The following is a 21,489-nucleotide window of genomic DNA, read 5'->3' on the forward strand; positions in this document are numbered from 1 at the left end:
GCCGCGGCCGGGGCGCGCGCCCCGGCGTCGCCTCCCAGGCTAGGCGCCCGCGCCGGTGCCGCCGCACCGGGTCAGATGGAGGCGGGCGGCGTGGTGGCCGACAGGTGCATGGCCGTCAGCGCGAACGACCGGCCCGCCTTGGTGAGGTGGTGGGAGCCGCCGCCCAGCAGGTCGCCGCCGACCACGAACCCCAGGGTCTCCAGCAGCCAGGTGATGGTGATGAGCACCGACTGCACCTGCTGGGTGTCGGGCGCCGAACCCCCGCCGTCGCCGCCCCAGCCGGCCTCGGTCAGGATGATCCGGGCCTCCTCGGCGATGGTGGTGTCCTCGTCGCGCGCGTGGCTGCCGGTGGCCCGGGGCGAACGCGACAGCAGCAGCCCCAGCAGGGTCTCGGTGGCGGCCTGGGCGAAGCCGTCGGTGTCGAGCGCCCCCTCGGCGACGGCCCGCCACAGCGCCGCGGTGTCGCTGTGCAGCTGGCGGCCCCGCCGGGTCAGCACCAGCCGCCGCCCCGACCGGCGCACCGCCCGCATCGTCCGCAGCAGCTTGTGCAGCGCGATGAGCTGCATGACGTCGGTCTCGCTGCGCGGCGGCGACGGCGACGTGGCCCACTCGAACTCCGCGCACAGCTCCCGCACGACCGTGGGGGAGATGTAGCCGATCTGGGTCAGCCCGATGCCCTCGTCCGCGTAGTCGAGCAGGCGGCGCACCGGCGCCAGCGCCGCCGCCGCGTTGTGCGGGGGCTCGGCCCCGCTGATGAGCCGGCCCAGCAGCGGCCACAGCCGCTGCCGGTGCGGGTGCGACGGCGACCCCAGCCACCCGCGCACGCGCTCCTCGCGGATGCGGTCGAGCCGGCTGCGCCCCTGGGCGTCGGGTTGGGTGAGGAAGGCGCGGGCGTGCTGCTCCTGCGCGGTGCGCCAGCCCCGCGACCCCGGGCGGACGTCCTGCAGGGCCACCGCGATCTCCAGCGACGCCGACGCGGCGCGGTACGCCTCGATCTCGGCGCTGCCCAGCGCGGTGCCCCAGGTCAGCTCGGGCAGATCGGGGGGTTCGACCCCCGAGGCGCGCACCGCCCGCCGGTACGCCTGGAGGCCGGAGTCGTGGCTGACGGTGTAGGCGGCCAGGACCTCGCGCGTGGTGTCGGACGCGCAGATGGCGGCGTAGCGGTCGAGGTCGAGCAGCGTGAACAGGCGGCCCAGCGACCGCGCGGCGAACAGCCGCTCACCGGAGTCGCTGGCGAACCGGACCGGCAGCACGTACCAGCAGAACTCCTGGACGTCGTGCTGGGTCAGGGACTCCAGGCTCTGCCCGGCGGTCAGGGAGGACAGGGCGTGCTCGGCGACCCGGGCCGCCCGGGCGTCGAGCCGGGACAACTGCGCGAGGGCGGACGCGACGGTCTCCTGCATGGCGTGAACCCACCACCTCCCCAGTCAGGGCGGCCGCCACCGCGGCGGCGGCCGGGTCTCCCCGAGCGCGGACGCGCCGGTGTCAGCCGTCAGCCGTCGGCCGTCGGCCGTCCGCCGGCCGACCGGCGGCGCGGCGGCTCCCGGGGCACGATCTTGCTCGCGACGATATCGTCCGCCGTGACCTCCGTCACGCGTCCGTCGCGGCGCCGCACCAGGATCACGCCCTCCCGCCATGATTCCAGGACTCCGACGATATCCCGGAACCCGCCCTCGGGCAGCCTGACGCGCAGGGTGGCGCGCCGCCCGACGTCGGCGGACGTCACCTCGGCGGTGAAACGCGAGACGAACCCCACTTGATCGACCCCCAATTGCGCGGTAAAGCGCGACGAGCGCAATACTGGAAACTGCGAATCGCGTATGAGCGGCCCGGCGGAATCCGCGTGCCGGCCTCCCGGCACCGCCCAGGCTATGTCACAGCGCAGAGACACACACGCGGTCAACGTGGCGAAGACCGAAGAGGAGTGGACGTGACCTACGTCATCGCGCAGCCCTGCGTCGACGTGCTCGACAAGGCGTGCATCGAGGAGTGCCCCGTCGACTGCATCTACGAGGGCAAGCGCATGCTGTACATCCACCCGGACGAGTGCGTCGACTGCGGCGCCTGCGAGCCGGTCTGCCCCGTGGAGGCCATCTACTACGAGGACGACCTCCCCGACCAGTGGTCGGGCTACTACAAGGCCAACGTCGAGTTCTTCGACGAACTCGGCTCCCCGGGCGGCGCGTCCAAGGTCGGCCAGATCGACGCCGACCACCCGCTGATCGTGGCCCTGCCCCCGCAGAGCGAGGGCTAGGCCTCCGGCGGCGCGGCACGCCCGCGCCGCCCCCGGACCGGCCCGCACCCGGGCCCGTCCGCCCCGGCGCCCCGGGGGACCGGCGCACCGCCCCGCCGGGCGGTGCCGCCGCACGGGCGCCGCAGCCCCGGCCGCATGCGCCGGGGCGGATTCCGCACGCCGCGGCCGGGCCGCGGGCCGCGACCACGCCGCCCGCGGCCCGGCGCGCGCCGCACTTCACGACATGGGGGAACGCGAGACATGGCCGATCGGCGACGCGTGGTGGACCGGCTCCCGACCTTCCCGTGGGACCGGCTGGCGCCGCACAAGGCCACCGCCGCGGCCCACCCCGACGGCATCGTCGACCTGTCCGTGGGGACCCCGGTCGACCCGGTGCCCGAACGGCTGCGGGAGGCGCTGGCCGCCGCCGCCGACGCGCCGGGCTACCCGACCACCCACGGCACCGCGGCGCTGCGCGCGTCCGCCGCCGGCTGGCTGGGCCGCCGGCACGAGGTCGCCGTCGACCCGGTCGACGTGCTGCCGGTCGTCGGCACCAAGGAGCTGGTGGCCTGGTTGCCGACCCTGCTCGGCCTGGGCCCGGGCGACACCGTCGTCCACCCCGAACTGGCCTACCCCACCTACGACATCGGCGCCCGGCTGGCCGGCGCCACCCCGGTGGCGGCGGACGGTCTGACCGCGCTCGGCCCGGCGCCGGTCGGCCTGGTGTGGATCAACTCGCCGGCCAACCCCACCGGGCGGGTCCTCGGGGTCGACCACCTGCGCAAGGTCGTGGCGTGGGCGCGCGAGCGGGGGGCCGTCGTGGCATCCGACGAGTGCTACATCGACCTGGGGTGGGAGGGCCCGCGCCCGGTGTCGGTGCTGCACCCCGACGTGTGCGGCGGCTCCCACGAGGGGCTGCTCGCCGTCCACTCGCTGTCCAAGCGGTCCAACCTGGCCGGGTACCGCGCCGGGTTCGTCACCGGCGACCCCGCCCTGGTCGCGGAGCTGCTGGCGGTGCGCAAGCACGCCGGGATGATCGTCCCCGCGCCCGTGCAGGCCGCCATGGCCGCCGCCTACGACGACGACCTGTCGGCGCGCGAGCAGAAGGACCGCTACGCCGCCCGGCGCGACCGGCTGCGCACCGCGTTCGAGCGCGCCGGGTGGACCATCACCCACTCCGAGGCCGGGCTGTACCTGTGGGCGGCGGCGCCGCAGCCGGGCGCGGGCGACGGCTGGGCCGCGGTGGCCGCGCTGGCCGAACTCGGCATCCTCGTGGCGCCCGGCGACTTCTACGGCCCGGCCGGCGCCGGCCACGTGCGGGTGGCGCTCACCGCCACCGACGAGCGGGTGGCCGCCGCCGCCCAGCGCCTGGAGAACGCGGCGGCCTGACGGCCGCCGCGCCGGGCGCGCCCGGCCCGCCGCTACTCCAGCACGACCTCGCCCGCCGGGGCCGCGTCGGGCACGGTGACCCAGCCGTCGGCGCCGTCGGCCGCGGTCCAGCGCTGGTCGCCGTAGGTCACCGACGCCAGCCCGTACACCTTGGCGTTGGCCACCGCCCACTGCGCCATGGCCCACCCCACGTCGCCGGTGGCGCGGGTGCCCGCCATCGTGACGGAGTCGGGCTCCACCCCGAACACCCGGGTGATCTCGGCGGCGGCGCCCTCCACATCGGGCTCGCCCATCTCGTCCAGGATGAGTTCGCACGACACCGCCGGGCCCTCGCCGCCGGTGAACGCGGCCGACATGACCCGCGACAGCTGCTCGTGCTGGTCGTAGGCGAAGCCGTCGGCGCTGCGCTGCACCGCCTGCGCCGCCTCGTACACGGGGATACCGGTGTAGTCGGGGACCTCGACGAGCTTGTCGTAGAACGCCCCCGTCGCGTACACCGGGTCCATCAGCTCCTCGGGCGCGCCCCACTCCTGCGACGGGCGCTGCTGGAACAGGCCCACGGAGTCGCGGTCGCCGTAGTCGATGTTGAAGAACTTGGACTCCTGCCACACCGTGGCGTAGGCGATGACCACGGCCTCCTCGGGCAGGTCGCGGCCGAACGCCACCCCGCTGATGGTGGCCGCGTTCGCCGCCTGCTCCGGCTCCAGCTTGTCCGTGTCGCCCCCGGCGGTGACCGTGCAGGACTCGGTCGGCTCGGGCGGGGCCACCTCCAGCGGCTTGATGGAGCGCATGACGTAGAAGCCGCCGCCGACCAGGGCGCCGCACACCAGCAGGAGCACGGCGAGGATCTTGAAGAAGGCGGAGACTCTTCGGGGCTTTCTGGGCACAGGCAGACCGTAGGGGTAGGGGGACGGCCCCGGCCGGAGCCGGAGGCGCGGCCTCGACCGACAGTGAAGGACACCGGTGGCGCGGACAGCGGGACGCGCGGTTCGCGCGCCGGGGGGACCGGTGGTCCTCCCCGCATAGTAGAGCGTGCCGGTGAACACGCTCCGCCACCGCGGGGGCGGCGGGCCCGGCGCCGGCCCCGCCGGCCGCGTGCCCGCCGGTCACCCAGGGTCGCCGCGCCCCGCGCCCCGCGTCCCCGCCCCGGGCGCGGCCCGGTAGGCTCGATGCCCATGACCACCGCGTTCACCAGCCCGCTGCCCCGTGAGATCGACGTCCTGTGGGAGCGCCGCTCCGAGCTGACCCCCGACGACTCCGCCGCCCGCGACACCATCGTCGGCGCGGTCGACGACCTCGACGCCGGAAAGGCCCGGGTCGCCTTCGTCGACCCGGACACGGACGAGGTCGTCGTGGACGAGCGCGCCAAGCGCGCCATCCTGCTCAGCTTCCGCGTCCTGGGCATGGCGGAGTCGCAGGTCGGCGACTTCCACCACCACGACCGCATCCCGCTCAAGACCCGCCTCGACGGCGTCCGCGTCGTCCCCGGCGCCATCGCCCGCTGGGGCGCCTACCTGGCGCCCGGCGTGGTGCTGATGCCGTCCTTCACCAACTTCGGCGCCTGGGTCGGGTCGGGCACCATGGTCGACACCTGGGCGACCGTGGGCTCCTGCGCCCAGGTCGGCGAGAACGTCCACCTGTCCGGCGGCGTCGGCGTCGGCGGCGTGCTGGAGCCGCCGCAGGCCAGCCCGGTCGTCATCGAGGACGACGCGTTCCTCGGCTCCCGCAGCATGGTGGTCGAGGGCGCCCGGGTGCGCCGCGGCGCCAAGCTCGGCGCCGGCACCATCCTCACCTCCTCCACCCGCGTGTTCGACGCCGAGACCGGCGACGAACTCAAGCGCGGCGAGGCCCCGGCGTGGTCGGTGTGCGTCACCGCCAACCGGATCAAGAGCTTCCCCGGCGGCGACTTCGGCATGCCGTGCCTGCTCGTGCTCAAGCGCCTGGAGGAGGGCCAGGAGCACGACAAGCTGGCCCTCAACGACATGCTGCGCGAGCACGGCGTCAACGCCTGACCCGCCCTCGGCCCCGGCCCCGCCGCCGCGCGGCCGGGGCCGACCGCCCCCCGCCACCGCCCGCCGTGCCGCGCCCGCCGCACGGCCCGAGCCCGGAGAGCACCCCATGCTCGACCTCACCGCGGACGTCCGCACCCTCACCGCCGACCTCGTGGACATCGAGTCCGTGAGCGGCGGCGAGCGCCCCCTCGCCGACGCCATCGAGCAGGCGCTGCGCGGCCTGCCGCACCTGGCCGTCGACCGCGACGGCGACGCCGTCGTGGCCCGCACCTCGCTGGGCCGGGGCCGCCGGGTGGTGCTCGCCGGGCACATCGACACCGTGCCCATCGTCGGCAACGTGCCGTCGCGCCGCGAAGGCGGGCGGCTCTACGGGTGCGGCACCTCCGACATGAAGAGCGGGGTGGCGGTGCAGCTGCGGCTCGCCGCGACCGTCCCCGGGCCCGTGCACGACGTCACCTACGTCTTCTACGACTGCGAGGAGATCGACGCCGAGCGCAACGGGCTGCGCCGGCTCGCCCGCACGCACCCCGAGTGGCTGGCCGGCGACTTCGCCGTGCTGCTGGAGCCCACCGGCGGCACCATCGAGGGCGGCTGCCAGGGCACCCTGCGGGCCGACGTGGTGGTGCGCGGCGAACGCGCCCACAGCGCCCGCTCCTGGATGGGCCGCAACGCCATCCACGACGCCGGGCGCGTCATCGACGTGCTGCGCGCCTACACCCCGCGCGAGCCCGAGGTCGAGGGGTTGCGCTACCACGAGGGCCTGAACGCCGTGTTCGTCAACGGGGGAGTGGCCGGCAACGTCATCCCCGACGAGTGCGTGGTCACCGTCAACTTCCGCTACGCCCCCGACCGCACCCCCGCCGAGGCCGAGGCGCACGTGCGCGAGGTGTTCGACGGGTTCGAGGTCCGCGTCACCGACTCCGCGCCGCCCGCCCGGCCCGGCCTGGACGACCCGGCGGCCGCCGAGTTCGTCCGCGCCGTCGGCGCCGGGCGGGCCCGCGCCAAGCTCGGCTGGACCGACGTCGCCCGCATGGCCGAACTGGGCGTGCCCGCCGTCAACTACGGGCCGGGCGATCCCACGCTGGCGCACACCCGCGACGAGTACGTCGACCTCGACGCCATCGGCGAGGCCGAGGCGCGCATGGCCGGCTGGCTGCGCGGCGCCGCGGGCTGACCCGCCGCCCCGCTGCGCGCGCGCACCGGTTCGAGCGCGCGTGATCCGGATAGCTTTGACGTCATGACGGAATCGCGAAAGGTCCGCCGTGCCGGGCCCCTGACCTACCACGGCAACGCCATCCCCGATACCACCACCGACCAGCGGCTGCTCGACCGGCGGGGGCCGGCCGACTGGGTGCACACCGACCCGTGGCGGGTCATGCGCATCCAGTCGGAGTTCGTCGAGGGCTTCGGCCTGCTCTCCGAGGTCGGGCAGGCCGTAAGCGTGTTCGGGTCGGCCCGCACCCGCCCCGACAACCCCTACTACGCGCTGGGCGAGCGCATCGGCGCCCGGCTCGCCGACGCCGGGTACACGGTCATCACCGGGGGCGGCCCCGGGATGATGGAGGCCGCCAACAAGGGCGCCTCCGACGCCGGGGGCACCTCCATCGGCCTCGGCATCGAGCTGCCGTTCGAGCAGTCCCTCAACGAGCACATCGACATGGGCGTCACCTTCCGGTACTTCTTCGTGCGCAAGACGATGTTCGTGAAGTACTCGCAGGCGTTCGTGGTCCTGCCCGGCGGGTTCGGCACCCTGGACGAGCTGTTCGAGGCGGTGACCCTCGTGCAGACCGGGAAGGTCACCCGGTTCCCCGTGGTGCTCGTCGGCACCGAGTTCTGGGGCGGCCTGGTCGACTGGATCCGCGGCACCCTGGTGGCCGAGGGCGTCGTCTCCCCCGGCGACCCCGACCTGATGTACCTGACCGACGACCCCGACGAGGTCGTCGAGATCATCCGCAAGGCGCACGTCAGCCTGGCCCGCCAGGAGTTCGAGCAGGACCGGGTGGTCGAGGAGGCCGTCGAGGTCGACGCCGCCGAGCGGTCCGCGCCGGAGTAGCGGCCGCCGGAAGCCGCCGGGCGGGCGCCCTCAGGCCAGCCCGCGGCGGGCGGCCGCCGGCGGGCGGGTCCCCCGCACGGACGCCACCATGTCCAGGGCCTGGCGGGCGGCGTCCGGGTGGGCGGTGGCGAACACCCGCGCGCCCAGCCAGGCGTAGGCCGCCACCAGCGCGATCTCCGCGGCCCCGTCCGGCCCGCCGCCCCCGGGCACGGCGCAGCGCACCAGGACCGGCCGGCCGGTGGCGGCGAGCGCGCGCACCCGGTCGGCCGGCGGGCGCACCCCCGCGTCCAGGACCCCCTCCACCACGGTGTCCGGCGCCACCACGCGCGGCGGCCCGTCCGCGTCCTCTGTCCGCATGCCCCGAGTCTGGCACCCCCCGGTCGGTCCGGGGGGCGCTTCGTGGACACCGCAGGGGGCGGTCGGCGGCGCGCGGGTGTGGCACCATGGCGACGTGAGTCCAACCATCCTCGTCCTGACCGCCGTCGCCGCCCTGGCGGTGCTCGCCGGGGTCGCCCTCACGGTCCTGGGCCGGGGCGGGCAGTTGGCGCGCTTCGAGGCCGACCACCCCCCGCTGGACCTGCCCGACGACCGGCCGGTCACCGGCCCGGACGTCAGCCGGGTCGTCCTGCCGCTGGCGCTGTGGGGCTACCACGTGCGCGCGGTCGACGAGGTGCTGCGCCGCGTCGTCGCCGCCCTGGCCGAGCGGGACGCCCGCATCCACGACCTCGAACAGCGCCTCGCGGCGGCCGGCGCGGGGCCGCGCGTGCTCTTCCCGCGCGGCGCGCACGCCGCCCCGATCGCCGGCGGCGCCTACGTCCTGGGCGCGGGCGCACCCGCCGAGCGGCCCTCCAGCGGCGACGGCCCCGAATGGGGCGAACCCGCCGACGGCGCCGCCGCGACCACCCCCGACCTCCCCGCCGTCGACGGCACCGAGGCCGACGGCACGGATGCCGACGGCGACGACACCGTGGCCGGCGTCTCCGCGGCGGCCGACGGCGACCCCGCGCAGGACGGGCCCACCGCCCCGGGCCCAACCGACCCGGAGCGCGACCCCGGCACCGCCCCCGCCGACGACCCCGACCCCGACGGGGAATGGGCGCTGCACGGCCGCGCCGACCCCCCGCGCTCCACCGGCGGCGACGACTCCTGAACGCCGCCCGCCGCCGGGCCGCCCTGTGGGTCTCGTCACCCCGGTGCGCCCGACGGCCGACCGCACCGTGGCCTATCCTCTGTCGCTGAACCGCGAACGGCCCCGCGCGCCGTCCGCCCCTGAGGAGAAGCGATGATCCCATCCACCGGTCCCGGCCGTCCCCGCTCCGCGGAGACCCGGTGAGCAGCGAGGCCCCGAGCCGCGGGGCCGATGCGCCGGTCGACGGCGCCCCCGCGTCGGCCTCGCCCATCCGGGCGATGTCGCTGTGGCCGCCGCCCCGGTCCACCCGGCACGCCGCGCGCCGCCGCCGCCACGTGCTCGTCGCCGGAGTCGCCGGACTCGTGCTGGTCGGCGCCGCCGGCGGCACCGCCGCGTGGCTGCTGCGGCCCGGACCCGAGCAGGTCGCCGGCGCCAGCGTGCCCCACTCCTACGCGGGCACCTGGAGCGGCGACATGTCGCAGCAGGACGACGAGGGCCACCACGTCACCGACTGGCAGGTGGAGGTCAAGCTGGAGTCGGGCGTGGAGCGCGGCTCCGCCGAGTACTCCCTGGACTGCCGCGGCAGCCTGACCCTGAACGACCGCGACGGCGACCGGCTGTCCTTCGACTACGTCGAGACCTACGATCTCGACGACCGGTGCATCGACGAGTCGGTGCTGGTCCTGGAGCCCGGCAGCGCCACCGGTACCCTCAGCGCGCGCTGGGAGGCGGTCTCCCACGACGGCGTCCCGATGACCTCCACCGGGACGCTCCGCTAGGGTGGCGTGCGCCGGGGCGGCCGCGCCCCGGAACGGCTCCGGGAGGTTACATGGCCGCCGCCGGTCCCCTGACCGAGGACGATCCGCGCCGCATCGGCACCTACACCCTCACCGGCCGCCTGGGGCAGGGCGGCCAGGGGGTGGTCTACCTCGGTGCGGGCGCCGACGGCGAGGTCGTCGCGGTCAAGACCCTGCACGCCGACGGGCTCGACGCCGCAGGGCTGCGCCGCCAGCTCGCCGAGGAGATCGACACCGCCCGCCGGGTCGCGCGGTTCTGCACCGCGCAGGTGCTCGCCGCCGACGTCGACGCCGACCCGCCCTACGTGGTCAGCGAGTACATCGAGGGCCCCACCCTGCGCGAGTCGGTGCTGCGCGACGGCCCGCTGCGCGGCGCCGCCCTGGAGCGGCTGGCCATCGGCACCCTGACCGCCATCGCCGCCATCCACCAGGCGGGCATCGTGCACCGCGACTTCAAGCCGGGCAACGTGCTCATGGGCCCCGACGGCCCCCGGGTGATCGACTTCGGCATCGCCCGCGCGCTGGAGGGCACCGCGATCCTCACCAGCCGGATCGCGGGCACCCCCGCCTACATGGCGCCCGAGCAGATCGGCGGCGGCGCCATGGGCCCGCCCGTCGACCTGTTCGCCTGGGGCGCCACCATGGTCTACGCCGCCAACGGGCACGGGCCGTTCAACGCCGACTCCATGCAGGCGGTCCTCCAGCGCGTCATCGAGGACGAGCCCGACCTGGGCGCCCTCGACGGCGCCCTGCGCGACATCGCGGTAAGCTGCCTCGACAAGGACCCGGCCCGCCGGCCCACCGCGGCCGAGAGCCTCATGCGGGTCCTCGGGGTCGACCCCGGTACCGCCGCCGCGGTGTCCGGGGCGCGCGCCCCGGAGGACCCCGCACCGGCCCTGCCGGTGCAGACGCTCGTGGCGGGGGTCGTCGCCGCGGCGGCACCCGAGGCGCAGGAGCGCGCCGCCGCCGAGGTCTACCGCAGCCACCCCGAACTCCCGCCGGGGCCGTCGCCCGTGCCGCGCCCCCAGGCCCCGCCCACCGGACCGCAGTTCGGTCCGCAGGGCGGGCCCGCGCCGGCCCGGCCCACGGGTCCGCAGTTCCCGGCGCAGGGGGGACCGCGGTACGCGCGGCCGGGCGGACCGCCGCCCGGGTCGCCCGGCGGGCCGCCGCCCGAATTCCACAGTGGCCCCTATCCCGGGCAGTCCGGTGCGCCGGCGCCCGGCGGATGGGCCCCGAACGCCCCCGGACCCATGCCTGCGGGCATGCCGGGACAAGGAGGACCGCAGATGCAGCCGAACGCGTGGGAGTCCGGCCCCCAGCCCCACCCGGGGACCGGCCCCGGCCAGGGCTACGGCCAGGGCCACCCGCAGCAGAACCCCGGGTACGACCCGGGGCAGGGCTACGGCCAGCCCGGCCCGGGCTACCCGGGCCAGGAGCAGCAGCAGTACCCGACGGGCCCCGGTCCCGCCTACCCCGGCCAGGAGCAGCAGCAGTACCCGACCGGCCCCGGCCCGTCCTACGGCGGCCAGGAGCAGCAGCAGTACCCCACGGGTCCCGGCCCGGCCTACCCGGGGCAGGAGCAGCAGCAGTACCCGTCCGGCCCCGGCCCCGCCTACCCGGGTCAGGAGCAGGGGTACGCGCCCGGCGCCCCCCAGGGCTACGGCCCCGACCAGGGGTTCGGCCCGCAGGGCGGCCAGCAGTGGCCCGCCGGCTGGCAGAACCAGCAGGGCGGCCAGCCGCAGCAGCGCGGCGCCGGAACCGGGCTCGTCGTCGGGCTGATCGTCGCGGTGGTCGTGCTGCTGCTCGGCGGCATCGGCCTGCTGGCCTGGGCGTTCCTGGCCTGACACCGCACCGCACAGTCCGGTCCGGTCCGCCCGCGCGGCGCGCGGGCGGACCGGGCACCCCGGGCTAGTGCCCGCGGAAGTCGGGCTTCTCCTTCTTCAGGAACGCCAGGGTGGCGTTGACGTGGTCGATGGTCTCGGCGCACTGGTCCTGCAGGCTCGCCTCCATCTCCAGCGCGTTCGCGAGGTCCAGACCCGACCCGAACGCCAGCTCCGCCTTGATCGCCGCGTAGGCCACCGTCGGCCCGTTGGCCAGCCGCACCGCCAGCTCGCGTGCCGCGTCGGCCAGCTCCGCGCCCGGCACCACCCGCGACACCAGCCCGGTCTCCAGGGCGCGCGCCGCCCGGACCGGCTCGGCCAGCATCAGCATCTCCATCGCGCGGGAGTGCCCGACCAGGCGGGGCAGGGTCCACGAGGCGCCGGAGTCGGCGCCCAGACCGACGTTGGCGAACGCCATCACGAACGACGCCTCCTCGGCGGCGATCCGCAGGTCGCAGGCGAACGCCAGCGACGCCCCGGCGCCCGCCGCCACCCCGTTGACCGCGGCCACCACCGGCTTGGGCATGCGCACCAGGCCCAGCACGATCGGGTTGTAGTGGTCGCGCACGGTGCCGTTCAGCCCGCGGCCCGCGCCCAGCGCGTCGCCGTGCTCGCGCAGGTCCTGCCCGGCGCAGAACGCGCGGCCGGTCCCGGTGAGCAGGACGGCCCGCGCGTCCTTGTCGGCCTTGGCCCGGTCGATCGCCGCGAGCAGCTCCTCCTTGGCCGCGGTCGTCAGCGAGTTCATCGCGTCGGGCCGGTTGAGCGTGATCGTGGCGACGCCGTCGGCGAGGTCGTAGAGGACGCTGGCTGACTCGGGCACGCGGGGCTCCCTGATCGTGTCGGCGTGTGCGGTCCCGTCGACCGCGATCCGCTGCTGCGGCTATAACCTTACTGTTCGGATTCTTCGGGGCCCTCGGCCCGGGCGCTGTCCGATCGTTCCCATTCGGTTCCCAAAACCGAGATAATGACAGAACAGTGATTCATTCCCTGAGTCACGCGGATGAGGCCCGGACCCGGACCGGCACGCGCCGCTCCCCTGGAGGGCCGGCCCATTCACCGCGAGAGTTTTCCTAGGAAAGGGGATACGGCATGGCGGCGATGAAGCCGAGGACCGGTGACGGTCCGATGGAGGTCACCAAGGAGGGTCGCGGCATCATCATGCGGGTCCCGCTCGAAGGCGGCGGCCGCCTCGTCGTCGAGCTGACCCCTGACGAGGCCACGGACCTGAAGGAGGCGCTGGACGGCGCCGTCGGCTGACCCGGCCGCACCGCACCACCGGCACCACCAGCGCCGACGGGGACCGCTCCGGCGCCGGCGCCCCGCCACCGGCGGAGCGCGGCGGGCGGCCCGCGGCGGCGTCCGAGCACCCACGCGAAGATTGTGAGCGTCCGTGCCTTTCGCTACGGAGATCCACCCGGCCCCGGGTACCCTCGCCGACTCCGCCGCCGACCTGGTGGCGCTGCCGGTCCGGGGCGGTGACGACGGACCGGTGGCGGTGACCGCGGGAGCGTGCGCCGACCCCGCCGGGATCGACGCCCGGCTGCCGGCCCCGATCACCGAGCTGCTGGCACACTACGACCTCACCGGCCGCCCCGGCGAGATCGCGCAGTTCCCCGCCGACCTGGGCCGCGGCCTGGTCCGGGTCGCCCTCGTGGGGGTGGGTGCCGCGGCACCCGCCGACCTGCGGCGGGCCGGGGCCGCACTCGCCCGGGCGGCCCGCGGGCGGCGCCGCGCGGCCACCACGCTCGGCGCGCTGCCCGAGGCCGGGCGCGACGGCGGCGCCGGGCTCGCCGCGTTCGCCGAAGGCGCGCTGCTCGCCTCCTACACGTTCACGCTGGCGTCCGCCCCCAAGGGGCCGGCGCCCGCCGGAGCGGTCGACCTGGTCGGGGTCGACCCGGAGGCGGCGGCCGCCCCGCTGCGGCGCGGCACCGAGCTGGCGCGCGCCGCCGCGCTCGCCCGCGACCTCATCAACACCCCCTCCGCCGAGAAGGACCCCGCCTGGCTGGCCGCCCGCGCCGAGCGGGTCGCCGCCGACACCGGGCTGACCGCCACGGTGTGGGACGAGGACGCCCTGCGCCAGGACGGGTTCGGCGCCATCCTCGCCGTCGGGCGCGGGTCGGCCCGCCCGCCGCGCCTGGTCCGCCTGGACCACCGGCCCGAGGGCGCCACCGCCCACGTGGTGCTGGTCGGCAAGGGCATCACGTTCGACACCGGCGGCCTGTCGCTGAAGCCGAACGACAACATGAAGCTCATGAAGACCGACATGAGCGGCGCCGCCGTTGTGCTGGGCGTGTGCTCGGCGCTGGCGGCGCTCGACGTGCGGGTGGCCGTCACCGGCCTGCTCCCCGTCGCCGAGAACGCGTTCGGCGGCGCCGCCCAGCGGCCCGGCGACGTCATCACGGCGTACAACGGGCGCACCATCGAGGTCCTCAACACCGACGCCGAGGGGCGGCTGGTCATGGCCGACGCCCTGGCCTACGCCGTCGCCGAACTCGCCCCCGACACCATGGTGGACGTCGCCACCCTCACCGGCGCGGCCAAGCTCGCCCTGGGCACGGGGCTCGGGGCGCTGTTCGCCTCCGACGACGCCCTGGCGGCGGAGCTGACGGCGGCGGGCGACCGGTCCGGCGAGAGCCTGTGGCGCCTGCCCATGACCGAGGAGTACCGCGACACCCTCGACTCCCCGGTGGCCGACCTCGCCAACATCGGCACCAGCCGCGACTACGGCCGCCCCGGGGCCACCGAGGCAGCGCTGTTCCTGCGCGAGTTCACCGGCGGCCTGCCGTGGGCGCACCTCGATGTCGCCGGCCCCGGCCGGTCCATGGCCGAGGACGGCCTGCTCACCAAGGGCGGCACCGGGTTCGCCACCCGCCTGCTGCTGCGCTGGCTGGCCGGCCTCGCCTGACCGCGGCCCGACCGGGCGGGCGCCCGGTCGGCCCTGGCGACACGCCGTGGCTAGGCCGCGTCGGGGTCGCGGATGGCGGCCAGCAGGCCCTCGCCCACCGGCAGCAGCAGCGGCACCAGCCGCTCGTCCTCGCGCACCAGCCGGCCGGTCTCGCGGATGGCCGCGGTCTCGGGGCCGGGGGCGCTCAGCGGGCCGTCGTCGAACGGGCTCGCCTCCAGGGCGTGGTTGAACACCGCCACCCCGCCCGGCCGCAGCAGCCGCAGCGCCTCGGTCAGGTAGTCGGGGTACTCGGTCTTCACGGCGTCGGCGAACACCAGGTCGTAGGCGCCGTCGGTGAGCCGCGGCAGCACCTCCAGCGCCCGGCCGTGGATGAGCCGGGTGCGGTTGGCGGGGAACCCGGCCCGGCGGAACGCCGACCGGGCGGCCTCCTGGTACTCGGGGACGACGTCGACCGTGGTCAGGATGGCGTCGGGCCGCATGCCCCGCAGCAGCCACAGGCCCGAGCTGCCGCAGCCCGTGCCGACCTCGACGACCGCTCGGGCGCCGATGGCGGCGGCCAGGAAGCGCAGCGCGGCGCCCGCCGCGGGGCTCACGGGGCGGGCGTCGGCCCGCTGCCCCGCCTCGCGCGCCGAGGCCAGGGAGTCGTCCTCGGCGGCGTACTGCTCCATGTGGGCCAGGGTGTGGTCTCGACCGGCGATGACGGCCTCCCGCGCGTCGGAGTGACGTGACTGTGCGCGGAACACGGCGCTCGTCACTCGGAGTCGCCGGGTGATTACCGGGTGGCCATGTCCCAGGGCACACCCTAGCCTGCCGGAGCCGGATCACGGCGTGTTCACGGCGGGCGGGAACTTAATCCGGACCCGGTGGCGTTGCAACGAGGGAAAGGTCTCGACCGACCGGCCGGAGCACCGGCCGGAACCGCAGCATCACGACGGACGTCCGCTCCGGCGCGCCACCCCCCGGCGCCGCGCGGCGCACGGCGCCCGACCGAAGGGAGCACGGGTGGCAGACTCCGACTCTGCCGTTGACTTCGAGCAGTGGGAGCCGCCGAGCTGGGACGAGGTCGTCCGCACCCACTCGGCCCGCGTCTACCGGCTCGCCTACCGCCTGACCGGGAACAAGCACGACGCCGAGGACCTCACCCAGGAGGTCTTCATCCGGGTCTTCCGGTCGCTCTCCAACTACACCCCCGGCACCTTCGAGGGCTGGCTGCACCGCATCACCACCAACCTCTTCCTCGACATGGCCCGCCGCCGGGCGCGCATCCGGTTCGAGGGGCTCGCCGACAACGCCGACGAGCGCCTCCAGGGGCGCGAGCCCTCGCCCGCGCAGTCCTACGACGACCGGCACTTCGACGCCGACATCCAGGGCGCCCTCGACGCGCTGCCCGCCGAGTTCCGCGCCCCCGTCGTGCTCTGCGACATCGAAGGCCTGTCCTACGAGGAGATCGCCGCCACGCTGGGCGTCAAGCTCGGCACCGTCCGCAGCCGCATCCACCGCGGCCGCGCCCAGCTCCGCAAGGCACTGGAGCACCGCCGCCGGCTGGCCGCCGACGCCGGACTCGACGCGGGCGGCACGGACGGCACGGTGGCACACGCCTGGACCCGGGAGGTGGAGTGAACATGGACCACATGGGGGAGCGCCTGTCCGCTCTGGTCGACGGCGAACTCGGCCACGCCGACCGCGACCGCGCGCTGCGGCACCTCGCGTCCTGCGAGAGCTGCCGGTTCGAGGCCGAGATGCTGCGCCGGCTCAAGCGGCGGCTGCACGGGCTCGACGCACCGCAGCCCTCCACCGACTTCATGGGCCGGCTGGCCGCGCTGAGCGCCGCCCCGCCCTCCGCCGACCCGCCCTTCGGCCCGCCGCCGCCCGGCGGCCGCCCGTTCGGCAGCATGCCCCCGCTGGGGTCGAGCCGCCCCCTGGGCGGCGGGCCCGCCCGCGGCGCGGCGCCCGGCGGCCCCGTTGTCGCGGTCGACGCCCGCGAACCCGCGGCCCCCCCGCCCGCCCCCGCGCGGCGGCGCCGCGACCGCACCCCGGAGCCGCTGTCGGTGCTCCGCCCCCGCTGGGGGCGCGCCCGCTACGCCGTCGCCGGGGTCTCGGTGGCCGCGCTCGCGCTGGGCTCCGCCTTCGTCGCGGGCGGCGAACCCCGCGACGTCCCCCTGGTCAGCCCGGCGCTGGAGGACTACGCCGTCGAGCACGCGCTCACCGCACGGCACGCCGCCCTGCCGGAGCGCGACGACTCCCAGGACGCCGACACCACCCTGCACGTCCCCGCCGAGGGCCCGTCCGAGGCCGCGGCCGACCCGCGGTGAGCGGCGGAGCGCCCTCGGGCGCCCGCACCACGCGCCCCGGTCCCGGCGCCGCCGAGTCGGTGGCGCTCCTGCTGGCCGGGGCGCTGCTCGTCCTGGTGGCGCTGTCGGCGTCGGTCAGCCCGGCGGTCGCCCAGGTGCCCGCGCCCGGCGCCGACGACGGACTCGCGGTGCTGCGCCGCGCCGCCGCGTCGGGTGGCGGGGTCGCCTTCGAAGGGGTGCAGGCCGTCACCGCCGCCGGTGAGGACGGCCCGCGCACCCGGCTCGTGGAGGTCGTCCATGTGCCGGGCGAGGGTACCGGGTTCTCCGGCGCCGCCGCCGAACCCGATCCGGCCCTGGTGGTCGACCAGAGCGCGTGGCGGCTGCGCCTGGACGAGGAGCTGCTGGGCGACCTGGCCGCCAACTACCGCGTGACCGACTCCGGCACCGGCCGGGTGTGCGGGCGCGAGGTGCGCCGCGTCGAGGCCCTGCGCGCCGACGGATCGGTGGCGGGGCGGTTCTGGATCGACACGGAGACCGGCCTGCCGCTGCGCCACGAGGTGGTGGACGACGCGGGCCGGGTGGCCTACGGCGCCGAGTTCCTGCGCCTGCGGGTCGGCGGCACCCCGCCACTGCCGGACGGCGCCGAGGCGGCGGCCCCCTGGGGCGAACCGGTGGCCGACGGCGACGTCGAACGCCTGCGCGACGAGGGCTGGCACCTGCCCGGCCACCTGGCGTGGGACCTCCGGCTGGCCGAGGTCCGCGCCAAGGACGCCGAGGGCGGCCGGGTACTGCACCTCGGCTACTCCGACGGGCTGTCGGTCGTGTCGGTCTTCGTGCAGCGGGGCCGGCTGGCCGACGAGCCCCCGGAGGGCTGGACCACCGTGCCGACCGACCACGGCACCGTCTACACCGGCGACACCCTGGGCCGCTCGCGCATGTGGGAGTCGGGCGGCTTCGTCTACACGGTCATGGCCGACGCCCCGCCCGAACTCGTGACCGCCGCCGTCGACGGCTTCCCGCCGCCCGGCGGCGACGGCGTCGCCCCGCGCCTCGCCCGAGGCTTCGCCCGTCTGGCGACTCTCCTCGGCCTCTGACCCCCACCCCACCCACCAGCGTCACCAACCCCACCCGACCCCACCGGGGCCGCTGGCTGGTCCCGGCGCGACCCGAGCGGACTCGCCCACTGCCCGGTCCCGGCCGTCGCCCCGCATGCGGTGACGCGCGTCGGGCCGTGGTCGGCGCGGTCGCGGCGGCGGCGCTGGCGGGGTCGCACATCGCGGCCGTGTTCCGGCCTCGGCCTCTGGTTCCCTTTCGCGCCTTGCGCACCGGTGCCGCCCGGCTTGGCGCCATCCGAGCGGGCTCGCCGGTGCCCGGTCCCGGCCGCCGTCCTCCGTGCGGTGACGTGCGCCGGGCTGTGGGTGGCGCGGGCCGGGCGACGTGAGGGTGGGTGGGCCATCTGACACCGCGGTCATGATCCCGGTCACGGCGCGGGGGGCGGTGGTGGGGCGATCGGCGGCCGTTGGAGGGCGGAAGTGGCGGTATCACGGTGCTTGCGGGGACATCTGATGCCATCGGGTGGTGCGTCGGGCCGTGGGCGGGTTGGCCGGTTAACCGGTGGTTTATGTCTTTCAGGCCATACTGGTGTCGGCAGCGACAGACGGAGATGTGCATGACCGACGAGACCGGACCCCGCCCCGCCGAGGACTCCGGCGAGCCGACGTGGTCGCGCCCGCCCGCCGACTCCGGGGGCGGAGCGGTCGGCGGTCCCGCCGCGGACCAGGGGCCCGGCCCCGACGCGCCGGCCGCGGACGGTGCTTCCGACCCCACGCCCGGCCCCGACTCCCCGCCCGACGCGGAGTCGGCGCGACCCCCGGCCGCCTCCGGCGAGGCGGCCGCCGGGCATGCCCCGGCCGACGGCGCGTACGGCCCTCCACCGGGCGGCGCCCCGGGCGCGGCGGACCCGTACCCGCAGGAGAGCGCCGCGAGCGCGCAGGAGGGCGCCCCGTATGCGCAGGGGGGCGCGGTGAGCGCGCACGAGGCCGGCCACCCGTACGGGCAGGGGGGCGTTCCGAACGCGCAGGAGGGCGGTCCGTACGCGCACGGGGGTTCCGCGCACGTCCCGCACGTCGCTCCCGGCGCCCACCCCTCGGGCGGCGCCTATCCCACCGGGTTCCCACCAGCCCCGGGCGGCCGACCCGGCACCGGCTTCCCTGCTGCCCCCGGCGCCCCGCATCCCGGCGGCCGGCATTCCGGCGGCCCGTACCCCGGTGGTCCGGCCTACGGTCCCGGTGCCCCGCAACCCCAGCAGCCCCAGCACCCGGCAGGCCCGGCCCACCAGGCGGGTTCCGCCTACCCGAGCGCCACTTCCGCCGACCCGCGTTCGACCGGCGTCTTCGCCCACGGCGCCGGTCACCCGGGAAACCCCGGTCACCCCGGCGGCCCCGGTGGTCCCGGCGGGCCGCCCCCGGGGTATCCGGCGGGTCCGGGCGAGCCCGCGCACCCCGACGGCCGCCGCCGGAGGCGCGGCGTGCCGGTGTGGGCGGTGCTCCTGACCGTGCTCGTCACCGCCCTGGGCGCCGCCGGGATCGGCGGCGTCGTGGGCGGCCGGTTCGCCGCCCAGACCGCGGCGCCCGAGCAGGTGGCGCCGCAGCTCGACAACGAGCCCCCCAGCGGCGCCCCCAGCCGCGCCCCCGACACGATCGCCGGCATCTCCCAGCGGGTCAGCCCCAGCGTCGTCTCCATCCAGGACAGCGGGGCCGGCCTCAGCGGCAACGGGTCGGGCTTCGTCATCGCCGGCGACCACGTCGTCACCAACAACCACGTCGCCGCCGCGCTGGAGGACGGCCTGGAGGTCGTCTACAGCGACGGCCGCACCAGCGCCGCCGAGATCGTCGGCACCCGGCCCGAGTCCGACCTCGCCGTGCTGGAACTGCGCGACCCCATCGACGTGGAGCCGCTGGAGTTCGGCGACTCCGACCAGGCCACCGTCGGCGACGAGGTCATCGCCATCGGCGCCCCGCTGGGCCTCGCGGGCACGGTCACCACGGGCATCATCAGCGCCGTCGACCGGCCGGTCCGGCTGGGCGAGGGGTCGGAGGCCGCGATCGAGGCGCTCCAGACGGACGCGGCGATCAACCCCGGCAACTCGGGCGGGCCGCTGGTCGACCTCCAGGGGCGCGTGATCGGCGTCAACTCGGCGATCGCCACCATGGGCGGCCCCGAGAGCGGGCAGAGCGGCAGCATCGGGCTGGGCTTCGCGATCCCCTCGGCCGACGCCGAAGACGTGGTGCACGACATCCTGGGCGGCGACCCGGCGGCCCGCGCCGACCTGGGCGCCGACCTCGACCCCGGCCACGCCAACGGGGCCCGCGTCGAGGCGGTCGAGCCCGGCGGCCCGGCCGACCGGGCCGGTCTGCGCGCGGGAGACGTGGTGGTCGAGTTCGACGGCGAACCGGTCGACGACGCGGAGGCGCTGACGGCGCTGCTCGCCGAGCACCAGCCCCGCGACCGGGTCGCGGTCGGCTACGAGCGCGACGGCGAGTCGCACCGCGTCGACATCACCCTGGGCACGAACACGAACTGACGGTCGGCCCCCCGCGCGGGGGCCGACCCCCCGCCCCCGCCCGCCCATTCCCCGTTGATCTCGACGTCATCGGGGCTCGGGATCGCTCCCCATGGCCCGATGGCGACAAGGTCAACGGGGAGGGGTCTCGGGAGAGGGCGCCGCGCCGCGTCCACCGGGAGGGCGGCGGCACGGCACGACCTGCGCGAACGCCCTCCCACGGCCGGGGCGGGCGCGTACCTTGGGCGCATGCCCTCCGACCGCCCCCGCTGCGCATCGGCACCCGCTCATCCCCGCTCGCGATGGCCCAGGCGCGCCAGGTCCGGCGGCTCCTCGCCGCCGTCGACCCGGAGGTCCCCACCGCGATCGTGCCCATCACCACGTCCGGCGACAGGTGGCGCGGCGGCCTCGCGGCCCTCGGCGGCAAGGGCGCCTTCGTGGCGGAACTCGACCGCGCCCTCGCCCGTGGCGAGGTGGACGTCTGCGTCCACTGCGTGAAGGACGTGCCCGGCGACGTCCCGCGCCCCGACGGCTTCACCTGGGCGGCGTACCCGCCGCGCGCGGACCCGCGCGACTGCCTGCTCGTGCCGGCCACCTCGAACGCCCGGAGCCTGGCCGGCCTTCCCCCGGGCGCGCGGGTGGGCACCTCGGCCGTGCGGCGCCGCGCCCAGCTCGGGCGGCACCACCCGCACCTGCGTACCGAGGACCTGCGCGGGAACATCACCGGCCGGATCGCCCGGCTCGACGCCGGCGCCTACGATGCCGTGGTCCTCGCCTACGCCGGCCTGCGGCGCGTCGGCCTCGCGCACCGCGCGGTCGAGATCCTGCCCACCGACGTGATGTGCCCGGCGGTCGGCGCGGGCGTGCTCGGCCTCGAATGCCGGTACTCCGACGACGGAACGGTGGAACTGCTGCGCCGACTGGACGACGCCGAGACGCGCGTCCACGTCACCGCCGAGCGGGCCATGCTCGGCGTGCTGGGCGGCCACTGCAACTCACCGATCGCCGGGCACGCGACCACCGCCCCTGATGGGCGGATCGGCCTGTTCGGCGCGGTGTTCACGCGGGACGGCGCGGCGTGGGTGGACGCGCACGCGTGGGCCCGGCCGGAGCACGCCCGCGAGCTGGGCGCCGACGTCGCCGCGCGGCTGCTCCGCGCGGGCGCCCGCGCGGTGATCGACGGCATCCCGCACTGAGCGGGCGCCCGCGCGTCGGGGGCGCGCCCCACTGCGGGGCGC

At 76.6% G+C, this 21,489-nt stretch carries 21 protein-coding genes; 15 read left to right on the forward strand and 6 right to left on the reverse strand.

Annotation, left to right across the window (positions count from 1 at the left end):
* Nucleotides 1-71: 71 nt before the first annotated feature.
* Together NT8_RS01255 and NT8_RS01260 are read right to left on the reverse strand one after the other, a co-directional pair.
* Nucleotides 72-1,403: a hypothetical protein gene (locus NT8_RS01255; protein ID WP_067963091.1), complete on the reverse strand. Its 1,332-nt coding sequence runs from the start codon at nt 1,401-1,403 to the stop codon at nt 72-74.
* Between the two features lie 89 nt (nt 1,404-1,492).
* Complete coding sequence (locus tag NT8_RS01260; RefSeq protein WP_067963093.1) at nt 1,493-1,756, reverse strand: putative acetyltransferase; 264 nt, start codon at nt 1,754-1,756, stop codon at nt 1,493-1,495.
* Nucleotides 1,757-1,930: 174 nt separating this feature from the next.
* On the opposite strand from NT8_RS01260, the gene fdxA reads away from it, so the two are divergent.
* Together fdxA and dapC are read left to right on the forward strand one after the other, a co-directional pair.
* The gene (fdxA, locus tag NT8_RS01265; RefSeq protein WP_067963096.1) at nt 1,931-2,254 is read left to right on the forward strand and encodes a ferredoxin; all 324 of its coding nucleotides are present in this window, start codon (nt 1,931-1,933) and stop codon (nt 2,252-2,254) included.
* A 240-nt stretch (nt 2,255-2,494) separates the two neighbouring features.
* Complete coding sequence (gene dapC / locus NT8_RS01270) at nt 2,495-3,622, forward strand: succinyldiaminopimelate transaminase (RefSeq protein ID WP_067963098.1); 1,128 nt, start codon at nt 2,495-2,497, stop codon at nt 3,620-3,622.
* Between the two features lie 32 nt (nt 3,623-3,654).
* Here dapC and NT8_RS01275 read toward each other — a convergent pair whose 3' ends face one another.
* Nucleotides 3,655-4,509, reverse strand: coding sequence for a hypothetical protein (locus NT8_RS01275; protein ID WP_067963101.1), 855 nt, complete (start codon nt 4,507-4,509; stop codon nt 3,655-3,657).
* Nucleotides 4,510-4,797: 288 nt separating this feature from the next.
* Between NT8_RS01275 and NT8_RS01280 the strand changes: the two genes are divergently transcribed.
* The 3 genes from NT8_RS01280 (at nt 4,798) to NT8_RS01290 (ending at nt 7,687) form a co-directional block, all read left to right on the forward strand.
* The gene (locus NT8_RS01280; RefSeq protein ID WP_067963104.1) at nt 4,798-5,634 is read left to right on the forward strand and encodes a 2,3,4,5-tetrahydropyridine-2,6-dicarboxylate N-succinyltransferase; all 837 of its coding nucleotides are present in this window, start codon (nt 4,798-4,800) and stop codon (nt 5,632-5,634) included.
* A gap of 106 nt (nt 5,635-5,740) precedes the next feature.
* Nucleotides 5,741-6,808 carry a succinyl-diaminopimelate desuccinylase gene (gene dapE / locus NT8_RS01285; RefSeq protein ID WP_067963106.1) on the forward strand — a complete coding sequence of 356 codons (1,068 nt, stop codon included), beginning with the start codon at nt 5,741-5,743 and terminating at the stop codon, nt 6,806-6,808.
* Between the two features lie 63 nt (nt 6,809-6,871).
* The gene (locus NT8_RS01290; protein ID WP_067963109.1) at nt 6,872-7,687 is read left to right on the forward strand and encodes an LOG family protein; all 816 of its coding nucleotides are present in this window, start codon (nt 6,872-6,874) and stop codon (nt 7,685-7,687) included.
* Nucleotides 7,688-7,717: 30 nt separating this feature from the next.
* Here the strand turns inward: NT8_RS01290 and NT8_RS01295 are convergent, their stop codons facing one another.
* Nucleotides 7,718-8,044 (reverse strand): hypothetical protein, encoded by a 327-nt coding sequence (locus NT8_RS01295; RefSeq protein ID WP_067963112.1) that lies wholly within the window; start codon nt 8,042-8,044, stop codon nt 7,718-7,720.
* A 94-nt stretch (nt 8,045-8,138) separates the two neighbouring features.
* Here NT8_RS01295 and NT8_RS31520 point away from each other — a divergent pair, with 94 nt between their 5' ends.
* The 3 genes from NT8_RS31520 (at nt 8,139) to NT8_RS31155 (ending at nt 11,457) form a co-directional block, all read left to right on the forward strand.
* A complete protein-coding gene (locus tag NT8_RS31520) occupies nt 8,139-8,837 on the forward strand; it encodes a hypothetical protein (RefSeq protein ID WP_394326555.1) in 699 nt (232 codons plus the stop codon).
* Between the two features lie 179 nt (nt 8,838-9,016).
* Nucleotides 9,017-9,595 (forward strand): hypothetical protein, encoded by a 579-nt coding sequence (locus NT8_RS01305; RefSeq protein WP_369406278.1) that lies wholly within the window; start codon nt 9,017-9,019, stop codon nt 9,593-9,595.
* Between the two features lie 50 nt (nt 9,596-9,645).
* On the forward strand, nt 9,646-11,457 hold the full coding sequence (locus NT8_RS31155; protein WP_067963118.1) for a serine/threonine-protein kinase: 1,812 nt from the start codon (nt 9,646-9,648) through the stop codon (nt 11,455-11,457).
* Nucleotides 11,458-11,521: 64 nt separating this feature from the next.
* On the opposite strand, the gene NT8_RS01315 is transcribed toward NT8_RS31155, so the two are convergent.
* Complete coding sequence (locus NT8_RS01315; RefSeq protein WP_067963121.1) at nt 11,522-12,313, reverse strand: enoyl-CoA hydratase-related protein; 792 nt, start codon at nt 12,311-12,313, stop codon at nt 11,522-11,524.
* 269 nt (nt 12,314-12,582) lie between these two features.
* Here NT8_RS01315 and NT8_RS28250 point away from each other — a divergent pair, with 269 nt between their 5' ends.
* Nucleotides 12,583-12,750, forward strand: a complete 168-nt coding sequence (locus tag NT8_RS28250; RefSeq protein WP_084468554.1) for a DUF3117 domain-containing protein — start codon at nt 12,583-12,585, stop codon at nt 12,748-12,750.
* A gap of 133 nt (nt 12,751-12,883) precedes the next feature.
* Complete coding sequence (locus tag NT8_RS01320; protein ID WP_067963123.1) at nt 12,884-14,398, forward strand: leucyl aminopeptidase; 1,515 nt, start codon at nt 12,884-12,886, stop codon at nt 14,396-14,398.
* A gap of 50 nt (nt 14,399-14,448) precedes the next feature.
* On the opposite strand, the gene NT8_RS01325 is transcribed toward NT8_RS01320, so the two are convergent.
* Complete coding sequence (locus NT8_RS01325) at nt 14,449-15,066, reverse strand: O-methyltransferase (RefSeq protein WP_067963126.1); 618 nt, start codon at nt 15,064-15,066, stop codon at nt 14,449-14,451.
* Between the two features lie 334 nt (nt 15,067-15,400).
* Here NT8_RS01325 and sigE point away from each other — a divergent pair, with 334 nt between their 5' ends.
* From sigE to hemC, 5 genes are all read left to right on the forward strand, one after another.
* On the forward strand, nt 15,401-16,018 hold the full coding sequence (gene sigE, locus NT8_RS01330) for an RNA polymerase sigma factor SigE (protein ID WP_067963129.1): 618 nt from the start codon (nt 15,401-15,403) through the stop codon (nt 16,016-16,018).
* A gap of 2 nt (nt 16,019-16,020) precedes the next feature.
* Nucleotides 16,021-16,710, forward strand: a complete 690-nt coding sequence (locus NT8_RS01335) for an anti-sigma factor family protein (RefSeq protein WP_084468555.1) — start codon at nt 16,021-16,023, stop codon at nt 16,708-16,710.
* Entirely contained in the window at nt 16,707-17,783 is a 1,077-nt protein-coding gene (locus tag NT8_RS01340; protein WP_067963132.1) for a sigma-E factor regulatory protein RseB domain-containing protein, read from the forward strand. The genes NT8_RS01335 and NT8_RS01340 overlap by 4 nt, the downstream gene beginning before the upstream one ends.
* A 1,433-nt stretch (nt 17,784-19,216) precedes the next feature.
* Nucleotides 19,217-20,272, forward strand: coding sequence for a S1C family serine protease (locus NT8_RS01345; RefSeq protein WP_067963162.1), 1,056 nt, complete (start codon nt 19,217-19,219; stop codon nt 20,270-20,272).
* Between the two features lie 254 nt (nt 20,273-20,526).
* Complete coding sequence (gene hemC / locus NT8_RS01350; protein ID WP_281203367.1) at nt 20,527-21,447, forward strand: hydroxymethylbilane synthase; 921 nt, start codon at nt 20,527-20,529, stop codon at nt 21,445-21,447.
* Nucleotides 21,448-21,489 lie beyond the last annotated feature (42 nt).

The sequence above is a fragment of the Nocardiopsis trehalosi NBRC 14201 genome (assembly GCF_001552555.1).
GTDB lineage: Bacteria > Actinomycetota > Actinomycetes > Streptosporangiales > Streptosporangiaceae > Nocardiopsis_B > Nocardiopsis_B trehalosi.